At 47.1% G+C, this 12,380-nt stretch carries 13 protein-coding genes; all 13 read left to right on the forward strand.

The window, feature by feature from the left end:
• Positions 1-3 precede the first annotated feature (3 nt).
• Positions 4-579 carry an aminodeoxychorismate/anthranilate synthase component II gene (gene pabA / locus GCU48_RS11120; protein WP_152380042.1) on the forward strand — a complete coding sequence of 192 codons (576 nt, stop codon included), beginning with the start codon at positions 4-6 and terminating at the stop codon, positions 577-579.
• Between the two features lie 3 nt (positions 580-582).
• Positions 583-1,479, forward strand: coding sequence for an aminotransferase class IV (locus tag GCU48_RS11125; RefSeq protein WP_025716860.1), 897 nt, complete (start codon positions 583-585; stop codon positions 1,477-1,479).
• Positions 1,476-2,342 (forward strand): dihydropteroate synthase, encoded by an 867-nt coding sequence (gene folP / locus GCU48_RS11130; protein ID WP_152380043.1) that lies wholly within the window; start codon positions 1,476-1,478, stop codon positions 2,340-2,342. Before GCU48_RS11125 ends, folP begins: the two co-directional genes overlap by 4 nt.
• Positions 2,343-2,565: 223 nt before the next feature.
• Positions 2,566-2,928: a dihydroneopterin aldolase gene (folB, locus tag GCU48_RS11135; RefSeq protein WP_152380044.1), complete on the forward strand. Its 363-nt coding sequence runs from the start codon at positions 2,566-2,568 to the stop codon at positions 2,926-2,928.
• A gap of 8 nt (positions 2,929-2,936) precedes the next feature.
• Positions 2,937-3,494: a 2-amino-4-hydroxy-6-hydroxymethyldihydropteridine diphosphokinase gene (folK, locus tag GCU48_RS11140; RefSeq protein WP_152380045.1), complete on the forward strand. Its 558-nt coding sequence runs from the start codon at positions 2,937-2,939 to the stop codon at positions 3,492-3,494.
• Positions 3,437-3,637, forward strand: coding sequence for a helix-turn-helix domain-containing protein (locus tag GCU48_RS11145; RefSeq protein WP_208811991.1), 201 nt, complete (start codon positions 3,437-3,439; stop codon positions 3,635-3,637). Before folK ends, GCU48_RS11145 begins: the two co-directional genes overlap by 58 nt.
• A 46-nt stretch (positions 3,638-3,683) precedes the next feature.
• Positions 3,684-4,712, forward strand: coding sequence for a tRNA dihydrouridine synthase DusB (dusB, locus tag GCU48_RS11150; protein ID WP_152380046.1), 1,029 nt, complete (start codon positions 3,684-3,686; stop codon positions 4,710-4,712).
• A gap of 215 nt (positions 4,713-4,927) precedes the next feature.
• On the forward strand, positions 4,928-5,404 hold the full coding sequence (gene greA / locus GCU48_RS11155; protein ID WP_007428055.1) for a transcription elongation factor GreA: 477 nt from the start codon (positions 4,928-4,930) through the stop codon (positions 5,402-5,404).
• Between the two features lie 110 nt (positions 5,405-5,514).
• A complete protein-coding gene (lysS, locus tag GCU48_RS11160) occupies positions 5,515-7,035 on the forward strand; it encodes a lysine--tRNA ligase (protein ID WP_152380047.1) in 1,521 nt (506 codons plus the stop codon).
• A gap of 95 nt (positions 7,036-7,130) precedes the next feature.
• Positions 7,131-8,468: a TrkH family potassium uptake protein gene (locus GCU48_RS11165; protein WP_152380048.1), complete on the forward strand. Its 1,338-nt coding sequence runs from the start codon at positions 7,131-7,133 to the stop codon at positions 8,466-8,468.
• A 292-nt stretch (positions 8,469-8,760) separates the two neighbouring features.
• Complete coding sequence (locus GCU48_RS11170; protein WP_152380049.1) at positions 8,761-9,288, forward strand: hypothetical protein; 528 nt, start codon at positions 8,761-8,763, stop codon at positions 9,286-9,288.
• A gap of 762 nt (positions 9,289-10,050) precedes the next feature.
• Positions 10,051-10,821 carry an enoyl-ACP reductase FabI gene (locus GCU48_RS11175; RefSeq protein ID WP_152380050.1) on the forward strand — a complete coding sequence of 257 codons (771 nt, stop codon included), beginning with the start codon at positions 10,051-10,053 and terminating at the stop codon, positions 10,819-10,821.
• Between the two features lie 12 nt (positions 10,822-10,833).
• Positions 10,834-12,294, forward strand: coding sequence for a class I adenylate-forming enzyme family protein (locus GCU48_RS11180; protein ID WP_152380051.1), 1,461 nt, complete (start codon positions 10,834-10,836; stop codon positions 12,292-12,294).
• Positions 12,295-12,380: the final 86 nt, after the last annotated feature.

The raw sequence follows: 12,380 nt of genomic DNA on the forward strand, positions 1-12,380 counted from the left end.
CGTATGATTTTGGTGATTGATAATTATGATTCGTTTACGTACAATCTTGTTCAATATTTGGGTGAGCTTGGCGAAGAAGTAACCGTAAAACGGAACGATGAGATTGATGTGAAAGGCATAGAAGAGCTGGCACCAGAGCATATTTTGATCTCGCCGGGCCCATGCACGCCGAACGAGGCGGGAATATCATTGGATGTGATTCGTCATTTTAAAGGTCGTATCCCAATTTTCGGCGTATGTCTCGGTCACCAGGCCATCGGACAGGCTTTTGGCGGTAAGGTTATCCGGGCTGAAAGGCTCATGCACGGTAAAACATCACCGATTCTCCATCACAATACGTCGGTATTCGAAGGCTTGCCATCACCGTTCACAGCGACCCGGTATCATTCGCTGCTGGTGGAGCGTGAGAGCCTACCTGAATGTCTGGAGATTACCGCTGAAACTGCAGAGGGTGAAATTATGGGTTTACGGCATAAAGAATTCGCCGTAGAAGGAGTCCAGTTCCATCCCGAATCCATTATTACCGACTACGGGCATCAACTGCTGCGCAATTTCCTAAAACGCAAGGTAGGCGTCTGATTTATGAAATATATCGGAGTCAACGGCGTCCTAACGGAAGCCGCAAAAGCCGTGATTCACGTAAGTGATCACGGCTTTTTATACGGCATGGGCTTGTTTGAAACGTTTCGCACCTACAAAGGCGTTCCATTCCTGCTGGATCGGCATTTGCATAGACTGGCAGAAGGCGCCCGCATGCTCGGCATTCCTTTTCAACCGGACGAAGAGCGGCTTACGAGACATATCCAAAGTCTGATGGTGGCAAATGGATTGGACGAGGCCTATATCCGCTACACCGTGTCAGCGGGGGAAGAGGTGCTAGGCTTGCCATCTGGTGACTACACGCAGCCCAACCATATTTTGTTCGTCAAGCCGCTGCCCTCGACAAATACACAGGCCGGGGAACCGACTTCCCCATCGGCGCTTCAGTTGCTGCGAACCCCAAGGAATACGCCAGAGGGTGAGATTCGCTTAAAATCACTCCATTATATGAACAATATTCTTGCGAAGCGGGAGCTTCAGCAGTACGCTGCCGCCGTTCAGTATAAGGCCGAAGGGATGATGCTTACGGCCAATGGTTTTCTGGCAGAGGGAATGGTCAGCAACCTGTTCTTTGTACGACAGGATACGTTGTATACGCCTGACTTGTCTACGGGAATTCTGCCAGGCATTACGCGTGAGTTCGTTTTGGAGCTGGCTCAATTACGAGGCATTCCCTATAAGCAAGGGCTGTACCGTTGGGATGAGTTGAAGTGGGCTAATGAAATTTTTATGACCAACTCCATACAAGAAATAAGGCCTGTCCATTTGCTGCTGGAGCCGGACGGAGCAACACATCATATACCGGATTCCTCGGCACCGACCGGGCCCATAACAGCCTTGCTGTTGCACGACTATAGACAGAAAGCAGGGATCAAGTGAATATACCGACTCTTTATCAACGCAGCTATCGAATGGGGGACGCTGAGCTTACGCTCGGACATGCCACACAGATCATGGGTATACTGAATGTGACCCCGGATTCATTTTCCGATGGGGGAATGCATCATAGTCCGGAGCTGGCTGTTTCACATGCCTTGAAGCTGGTGGAGGATGGAGCCGACGTGATTGACATTGGCGGAGAATCTACACGTCCGGGCCATGAACCGGTAGGTGTGGAAGAGGAGCTGGCTCGGGTCATTCCGGTCATCCAGGCAATCCATCGTATCGCACCACACATTCCGTTATCTGTGGATACTTACAAAGCCGAGGTCGCCCGGCAGGCACTTGAAGCGGGGGCCCATATCATTAATGATGTGTGGGGGTTTAAGGCAGACCCTGACATGGCACGTGTCGCTGCAGAGTTCGATTGTCCAGTCATTTTGATGCATAATCGTCATGATCGCAACTATAGCGATTTGGTATCCGATATGCTGGCTGATTTAAAAGAAAGCATCCAATTGGCTCTCGATGCAGGTGTACGCGAGGAACAGATCATTTTAGATCCAGGCATCGGTTTTGCCAAGGATTACGATGAAAATATTCATGCCATGACTTCTCTCGATGCGTTGGGTCAGCTCGGCTTTCCGCTGTTACTGGCTACGTCGCGCAAAAGATTTATCCGTACAGCACTGGATTTGCCCGTGGATGATGTGGTGGAGGGGACAGCGGCTACGGTTGCCTTTGGTATTGCTCAAGGATGCCAGATTGTGCGTGTACACGATGTGGCCCAAATCAAGCGCACGGTACGTATGTGTGATGCGATGGTGTACGGGTCTAAAAATGCACTGAGTTATAATGGTTAGAAGACGCTGCATGAATGATTTGATCCTGCGATCGCTGTTGCAACGGGATTCTTTGGATTATAAACCATGTAGAGGTAAGAATCCCGTTGCAAAGGCGAGCGCTCCGCTTCTCCGGATTCAAATCCTTCATTACGCTGCAACGCACCATAAAGTCACTGCATTTTCAGAAAAAAATTTAATATAAAAAATTATAATCAAAAAAAACAGAGGAGACTACCCACGAATGGATAAAATGGTTTTGCATCGTATGGAGTATTACGGATATCACGGTGTTTTTCCCGAGGAACGCAAGCTGGGACAGCGTTTTTACATTGATTTGGAATTGGAGCTTGATCTGCGTGAGGCGGGCGAGCAGGACACATTGGACAAAACGGTTAATTACGCTGAGGTGCATTACACCGTTAAAGATATTGTAGAAAAGGAATCTTACCAATTGATTGAAGCTTTAGGCGAACGTATTGCATCTTCCTTACTGGACACTTATACTAGTGTAAATGCACTGACTGTCAAAGTCACAAAGCCGCATCCGCCGTTTGATATTCATTTTGGAGGCGTGACGGTTGAGCTTTATCGCGCAAGAAAGTAGGAACGTACATGAACGCACATTCGACCTCTGAGGCATCAGAGGCTTATATTGCTTTAGGGGCTAATTTGGGGGAGCGCGAGCATACCCTGTATGAAGCCATCACGGCGCTGGACGAACATCCGGGTATACGGGTGCTGCGTTGCTCCAGCCTGTACGAAACAGAGCCTGTCGGGTATCTGGATCAGCCTTCTTTTTTGAATATGACGGCAGCCGTATCTACAACACTCGCTCCCGAGGAGCTTCTGGCTTTTATGCTGGAGGTGGAGAGTCGTCTGGGTAGAGTAAGGCATATTCCTAACGGTCCGCGCACGATTGATCTGGATCTGTTATGGATGGAAGCCGCGCGGCTGGCTACACCGGATTTGGAGCTTCCTCATCCCCGCATGTTGGAGCGTGCTTTTGTGCTTGTGCCATTGGCTGACATCGTTCCGAATCAAGATCCATCCGGTCTGTACAGTATCGTGCATACTGCATTGAATTCATTGGATGGAAAGGATGGCATACAGTTTTGGAAAACATGCAGCTGGCGCAACGGCTCCGCGCCTTCCGAAAGCTTAAAGGAATAACACAGCAGGAGTTGGCTAAACGAACCGGTATATCCTTGGCCGTATTGGGTGCTGTGGAGCGGGGTAATCGTACAATAGAGCCTGACATGCTGAGCATTATTGCCCGAACCCTAGAAATTGAAGTCCGGGAACTGACGGAATAACGATAAGTGAACGATATATAAAGAAGGAATAAAGGAGTGAAGGAAATTGTTGAAAATCGGCGGTATTGAAATGAAAAACCAAGTCGTCCTGGCTCCGATGGCAGGCGTGTGTAATCCTGCTTTTCGCCTGATCGCCAAGGAATTTGGCACAGGTCTGGTCTGTGCGGAAATGGTTAGTGATAAGGCGATTATTCACGGAAATAAACGTACGCGCGAAATGCTGTTTGTGGATGAGCGCGAGAAGCCGCTTAGCCTGCAAATTTTCGGGGGAGACCGTGAATCCCTGGTGGAGGCAGCGAAGGTCGTAGATCAGGAGACGAACGCGGATATTATTGACATTAATATGGGCTGCCCGGTTCCCAAGGTGACCAAATGTGATGCAGGTGCTCGTTGGCTGCTGGACCCCAATAAGATCTATGAAATGGTATCTGCTGTTGTGGAGTCTGTGAGTAAGCCGGTTACGGTGAAAATGCGTATCGGCTGGGATAGCGAGCATATTTATGCCGTAGAGAATGCCCGCGCCGTAGAACGTGCCGGAGGTAAGGCTGTGAGCGTGCATGGCCGCACACGGGAGCAGCTCTATACGGGACATGCGAACTGGGATATCATAAAAGAGGTTAAAGAAGCAGTTTCCATTCCTGTAATTGGTAATGGCGATGTGGCAACACCGGAGGATGCCCGCCGCATGCTGGATCTGACCAATTGCGATGGTGTTATGATCGGACGCGGTGCTCTGGGTAACCCGTGGATGCTGTATCGTACGATTGAATATTTGCAAACGGGTGAACTTTTGCCTGATCCTTCACCGGAAGAAAAAATCCGTATTGCCATTCTGCACATGGATCGTCTGGTGGCACTGAAGGGCGAAGCCGTGGCTGTCCGCGAAATGCGCAAGCATCTGGCTTGGTATCTTAAAGGGCTAAAAGGCTCTGCGCGTATTAAGGACGTCATTATGGAAGAAACCAAACGTGATGACATGGTGCGTATTTTGGATCAATTTGTGTCTCAATTGCACATGGTGGAAAACGATGAGCCTGCTGCAAGCACTGCTTCTCCTGCCGCTGTTGCGCAATAATGAAGCCGCTTCTGCCTTTGTGCGCGATTGACTTTTCCAAATGCTTGCCCTATAATCGTTCAGTATAAAATCTTGATGTATGCTACAAATTGTGTGCAGCTCTTTAAGACAACAGCAGGAAATGTTCTCATTCCCTCAGAGTGGCATATGATGTTTTGAAAGCGTGCATTCCGATGCACTTTTAAACTTTTCCCATGACAGGAGAATCGGTTAAGATGAGCGATAAAGAAGTCATTCTGACACAGGAAGGCCTTAGAAAGCTCGAGGATGAGCTTGAGAACTTAAAGTCTGTCAAACGCCGTGAAGTGGCGGAACGGATTAAGGTAGCCATCGGATACGGGGATATCAGTGAAAACTCCGAATATGAGGATGCAAAGAACGAGCAGGCTTTTATTGAAGGCCGCATCATTACACTGGAAAAAATGCTACGCAATGCCCGCATTATCAATAGTGATGAAATTGACACCGATGTTGTGGGAGTAGGCGCAACCGTGACTGTGGAAGATTTGGAATTCGGAGATATAACAGAATATGCGATCGTCGGTTCCGCTGAATCCGATCCGCTTCAGAACAAAATTTCCAATGAAAGTCCGGTTGGCAAGGCAATCCTTGGCAAGAAAAAGGGAACTGTTGTGGATGTCACTGTTCCAGCAGGTGTTATTCAATATAAAATCGTGGATATCAAGAAATAAGAAACAAACCTTGGAATTAAATTCAAAAGCTTCCACAAGGAAGCTTTTTTTCTCTACACCCGGATGGACCCCGGCCCGTCTACTCATAATGAAGGAGCTGATTTAGCACCATGTCGGATGAAACTATGAATCAGGAATCACAGGAAAATCGCGAGGAATTAAGTGAATTGTTGCAAATTCGCCGCGCCAAATTGGACGAGCTTCGCTCATTGGGCATTGATCCCTTTGGACGTAAATACATACGCACGGCTGAAGCGGGCGGGTTGCTAAGCAAGTATGACAGTCTGACCAAGGAAGAACTGGAAGAAAAAAATCTTGAAGTTAGCATTGCAGGCCGTATCATGGCTAAACGGGTGATGGGTAAGGCTAGTTTTGCTCATATACAGGATCTTAGCGGGCGTATTCAAATTTATGTTCGTCAAGACAGTGTTCCGGAAGAACAGTATAAAGCGTTCAGTATTTTGGATCTGGGCGATATTGTCGGTATTAAGGGTGTACTGTTTAAGACCAAAACGGGAGAAACTACAATTAAGGCTCAGGATATTGTGGTCTTGTCCAAATCTCTGTATCCATTACCGGAGAAATATCATGGTCTGAAGGATGTTGAATTGCGTTACCGTCAGCGCTATGTTGATCTGGTTATGAACCCGGAAGTACAAAAAACGTTCATTACACGTTCCCGTATTATTCAATCCATGCGTCGTTATTTGGACTCGCTCGGTTATTTGGAAGTTGAGACTCCGACGTTGCATTCTATTGCCGGCGGGGCAGCGGCGAAGCCATTTATTACACACCATAATGCGTTAGACATGCAGCTTTATATGCGTATTGCCATTGAACTTCATCTGAAACGATTGATTGTCGGCGGAATGGAGAAAGTATATGAGATTGGACGCGTATACCGTAATGAAGGTGTTTCAACACGCCACAATCCTGAATTTACAATGATTGAGCTATATGAAGCGTATGCTGACTACCAGGATATCATGCAATTAACGGAAAACATGGTTGCTCATATTGCGCAGGAAGTGCTTGGAACACAGCATATTCAATATCAAGGTCATGAAGTGGATCTGACACCGCAATGGCGTAGAGTGTCGATGGTGGATGCTGTTAAAGAAGTAACAGGCGTGGATTTTGGAGCACATCTGAGTAATGAAGAAGCTCATCGCCTTGCGAAGGAGCATAACGTGAAGGTAGAGCCGCATATGACCTTTGGCCATATCCTGAACGCTTTCTTTGAGGAATTCGTAGAAGAAACGCTCATTCAGCCGACCTTTATTACAGGGCATCCGGTTGAAATCTCGCCGCTGGCAAAGAGAAATGAGCAAGATCCGCGCTTTACGGATCGTTTTGAGCTGTTCGTAGTAGCTCGTGAGCATGCGAATGCATTCACTGAGCTGAATGATCCGATTGACCAACGCCAGCGCTTTGAAGCACAATTGCTGGAACGTGAGCATGGTAATGACGAGGCTCATGAAATGGATGACGATTTTATCCGTGCATTGGAATACGGTATGCCGCCGACGGGTGGACTGGGTATCGGTATCGACCGGTTGGTTATGTTGCTGACAGATGCACCGTCCATTCGCGACGTGCTGCTTTTCCCGCATATGCGTAACCAACAGTAGAATAACATAACATTATGAATATAGAGGATCAGCCGGGCTTCCTTCCCGTGTCTTGTTCCTCTTTTTCATAAGAATGGATGGAGAGAGTACTTCTAATGAAACGCAGCGTCAAGCTTGCCCGATTTGCATCGCCTCCTTTTATATTGGTCATCGGATACTTGCTGATTATCGCATTAGGTACTTTGCTGCTGATGCTTCCTATTTCCAATCATAGTGGACATGTTCCGTATTGGATTGATTCGCTGTTTATGTCTGTTTCCGCTGCTTGTGTCACCGGATTGGTCGTGGTGGACGTGAATTCAACCTATACGATGTTTGGGGAAACGGTCATCATGGTGTTGATGCAGCTGGGCGGCCTCGGTTTTATGACCTTGGCGACCTTGTTTGCGTTGTTGCTGGGGCGACGGTTGTCATTGAAGGATCGGCTTCTGCTGAAGGAAGCGATTAATGCCGATAGCATGGAAGGAATCGTACGCATTATTCGCAAGGTGCTGATTTTCTCTTTTACCATTGAGGCTATAGCTGCCGTAGTCATGGCTTTGCGATGGATGAGGGAGATGCCTGTTGGACAAGCGATATACTATGGAATATTCCATTCGGTATCTCTTTTTAACAACGGGGGCTTCGACCTGTTTGGAAGTAGCTTTCAACAGTATGCTGGGGATTTTGTATTCAATATCATCGCCTCTGTGCTTGTCATTTCAGGGGGACTGGGCTTTCTTGTACTAAGCGATCTGTTCGATTTTCGCCGCACCCGGAGACTGAGTCTTCACTCCAAAATGGTGTTGAGTGTGTCGGGTGCGCTTATTGTAATCGGGGCGCTGGTTATATTCATTTTTGAGTTTACCAATGCTCGTACCCTGGGCTCACTGAATTGGGAGGGCAAAATGTACGCTTCTGTCTTTCAATCCGTATCTACACGCTCCTCTGGGACAAGTACAGTAGATATCAGCGGGTTGAGGCAGGCCAGTCAGTTCTTTATCATGCTGCTGATGATTATCGGAGCTTCACCGGGCTCTACCGGGGGTGGAATCAAAACAACCACATTTTTGCTGATGATGGGTGCATTGTTGGCCGTCATGCGAGGTCAGAAGGAAATTGTGTTCTTCCGCCATAGGGTTCCCAACGATATCATGATGCGAGCACTGACCATAATTATACTGGCGCTATTTATATTCTCGATTGTGGTGATGCTGCTCTTAATGACAGAGGATGCACCCTTCCTCTCTCTTGCATTTGAGGCGGCTTCCGCAATCGGAACGGTAGGGCTGTCTGTAGGAGTGACGCCAGGACTGTCCGACGCAGGCAAGCTGATCATCTGTGTGACCATGTTTATTGGACGAATTGGTCCACTTACAATTGCTTATGCTCTTCGTCCACGCTCGACTAAGACGTTGTACCGTCGTCCCGAAGGGCATATCGTAATTGGATAGCTCAAATAGTATAAAAAGATGCACCTGTGCTGATGTCACGGGCGCATCTTTTTTTCATTTTACATCATCATGATCTAATGTGTAGCATATCATGAAAGGTATGCAATTTGGGGAAGTGAGGGACCATGGACTTGACAGGGGCTTTTTTTGTAGAAAAAAGGCTATTTGTTTCCTTTTATGTAATTATAGTCAAGATACTAGGAATATTATGTATAATATTGTATGATAGTGGGCGTGAAAGGGGGATAGCCGAGGGGAATACCAACTTCTATTTTGAAAGGAATCATCTACTATGTATATATTTATTATTAGTGCTGAAGTTTTATTCTGGGTATTTGTTGTTGCAGGACTGATCGCAAGATATATGTATGACTTGAAGAAATTAGGCGGTCTTCTTTTACTGTGTACTCCTGTTATTGATATCCTGTTGCTGATTGCGGTGTTTATCACGGTGAGCAGCGGCATGGAGATTACGACCGCTACGGGTCTGGCTGCCTGCTATCTTGGTATTACGGTAGCATTTGGTCATAGGTTAATTAAATGGGCGGATGTGCGGTTCTCCTATTGGTTTGGCAAGGGGCCGAAGCCCCAACGCAAGTATGGCGCTGCTCATGCAAAAGAGGAACGGACGACGTGGCTGCTTCACCTGTTGGGCTGGGCCATCGGCAACGTTCTGCTGCTCGCCATCATCGTGTATGTGGGTGATCTACAGCGTACGGCTTCCTTGGAGGGCCTTATGAAAACATGGGCAGTCGTTCTGGCAATCGACTTTATTGTTTCCTTTAGCTATACTTTGGCTCCTAAAAAAAATAAGGCGTAGTTTCGGGGAGATATAAAGCTTCACATTCGGATGAAATAAGGCCGGTCACTCAGGATGTTCAAATCGGAAGGGTCGTTGATAGTAAAAATGAAGTTGTCACTTCCGGTAGTTCGATGAGTCCGTCGCTATTGTAGGAAAAATAACAAATATGATAATTTTATGTTGAACTCGCTCAAACAGTCACCTCATTTTTGCCTCTCTACCTCATTAATCGCATGGATTCCTTCCGATTTGAACACAGACCAACAGAAGAAGTACAGCTCTCGTGAGCTGATAGACAGCATGCATTATGTGTTCTCCAGACCTTTTAAAGACGGAGCATATTAAAACGACTTTATGGGTCTAGGGTTGGATTTATTAATCAGTTGTTTGAAATTTTATGGTTTTACTATAGTTATTTTTTAGCTTTTGGAGCGATACTGCGCCGTTAACGGTAGTAGTTTTGCGGTCAATTTTACGTGAATGATAAGACCCAGCTCATTGGTGTTGCTGGGTATGGCAGGACAAGCCATCGTATGAAGCGCACTTGAATTCCCGGAGGAATGGCGGACAAGATTACAGCCAAACTCATCTGTAGAATAGTACCTCCCAAATTACATGAAGTTTCAATGAATTCTCGTATTTGCCTAAAACGTCGCTTGTTTAACTTTGGCAACTAACATGATAATATTCCAGAAAAGATTACATGTGTCTAACATTTATAGGTATACGCAATTAAGTTGTTTTTTTGTGGAAAAATGTAAAAAAAGAAAGGTGGTTTCTGTGGCAGCACTACTGAGTGGTAAGAACATTTTGATTATGGGCGTGGCTAATAACAGGAGTATTGCTTGGGGGACAGCCCAATCTTTAGCTGCTGAAGGAGCAAGACTCATTTTTACTTACGAAAATGAGAGGGTTGCAGATCGGGTGCTAAAGCTCGTTGACACGATTCCGGGGTCCATTGTCTGTCCCTGTAATGTACAAAGCGATGAAGAATTGGATACACTGGCGGATTTTCTAAAGGAGAAAGTAGGCGTCCTGCATGGTTATTTTCACAGTGTTGCCTATGCTAAGGCTGAGGATTTGGACGGCCTGTTCGTCGACACTTCTCGCGAGGGATTCGCCATTGCTCAAGAAATCAGTGCCTACTCTCTGGCTGCTGTTTCCCGACGGATTTACCCGCTGATGACGGAGGGTGGAAGTATCGTCACCATGACGTATATTGGTGCAGAACGAGCGATCAAGAATTACAACGTTATGGGTGTGGCGAAGGCTTCACTGGAAGCTGGCATGCGCTATCTGTCGAATGATCTGGGTACTTACGGCATTCGTGTTAATGCGATTTCAGCTGGCCCCATACGGACTTTGGCCGCTTACGGCATTAAGGATTTTAGCACGATGCTAAAGCATATTGAAGAGACGACGCCCCTACGCAAGACAGTTGATACGTCAGAAGTCGGGGATACCGCGTTATTCCTATTTTCCCATTTATCGAGAGGCATTACGGGAGAAGTTATCCATGTTGATGCAGGATACCACATTACGGGGATGTAAGGAGGGAACGCTGTGCTTGTTACGCATACGGACTGCCGTATTATCTCACCTGAAGGGATTATGACAAGGGAGCGACTGGAGCGGGACGTTGTGATCTTTTCCCGTATGTTGGCTCTCCGAGGAATTTCTGAAGAAGGCAGAGTGATACTGAAAGCAGCGAATTCTTATTATTTTATAGTATCTCTGTTCTCCCTGTGCAACATTGCTGTTTCGGTGACTGTAGTGGACGAGCAGACCGTACATGATGAAGTAGCTCAAATTTACGACGAAGCAGATGCCTGTTGTATCCTGACCGATTGCGATCCAGGACTTTCTCATGCTTCTGTTATTCTAATTCAAGATCTAATCCAAGAAGAAGCAGTGCACCCACATTGGGTTGGAGAGCCGGAAATCTATGGCATCGACTTTAACAAGTGGTGCGAGCGATCGGATGCCCTCATTCTGTATTCTTCAGGCACGACGGGTAAACCCAAGGGCATCGTGAAGGCTGGATCTGCTTTCATGGACAATATCAGGCATTCCATACACGCCATGAACTACCTGCCGTCTGACCATATGCTCCCCGTTGTACCGTTTTCTCACTTCTATGGTATTTCACTTATTTTCTCCTGGTGGTTAACCTCATGTTCTCTCATCATCTGCAATCCTAAAAACCTCTGGAGCGTCATTGCAAGTATTACGAAAGACCGGGCGACGGTCGTAGACGCTAACCCCTCGGCTTTTTACACCTTGTTGCGTATGTTAAACCGTAAACCCGAACAACTGGAAATGGTAAAGGAATCTCCAGTACGCATGTGGTGCGTAGGCGGTTCCCCACTTACCCAAGACCTCGAAGACAAATTTAACAACATATTTGGACAGCCCCTGCTGAATGGTTACGGCCTTTCTGAATTGGGCAACGTTACGCTGGGGACGCTGGAGTGTCCGCAAGGCTGTGGCAAACCGTTGCCTGGTGTGGACCTGAAAATACTTGATGCTGCTGGTAGCCAGCAGGCGGATGGCATCGTAGGCGAAGTGTGGATACGCAGTGCCGGATGCATGGAAGGTTACCTGAATCGTCCAGACCTGACGCAGTCCGTTCTACAGGACGGCTGGTTCAAGACAGGGGATCTGGGCTATCTGGATGACGAAATGCTGTATGTCATTGGCCGCAGCGGTAAGACGGTCAACCGGATGGGCTATATGGTATCTCCGGTCTATATCGAGGACCGGATTGGTTCGCTAGGATACAGATCCTGCGTGATCACCCTGGAGGACGAGGCTAAAGGAACATTGCTTATCGCATACATCGAAGGCGAATCCTCGCAGGCCTTGTCTGTACTCCGCAAAGAAATGAATCGGGTACTTCCCTCATACATGTTTCCCGATCTGTTGCTTCCGCTTGCCCATTTTCCATTAAATCGGAATGGAAAAGTAAACCGGCTGGAAATGGAGCGCATTGCCCTGGAGAAAGTTGCTTCTCGCAAAGTGTAAGTGTTGAGGATAATGAGGCCCTATCTGGTTTATAAAGTATCTCGGCAGAAAGCACGGATGTTTACCAAAAATTTCATATAGGAAAG

It is taken from the genome of Paenibacillus brasilensis (genome assembly GCF_009363115.1).
Classification (GTDB): domain Bacteria; phylum Bacillota; class Bacilli; order Paenibacillales; family Paenibacillaceae; genus Paenibacillus; species Paenibacillus brasilensis.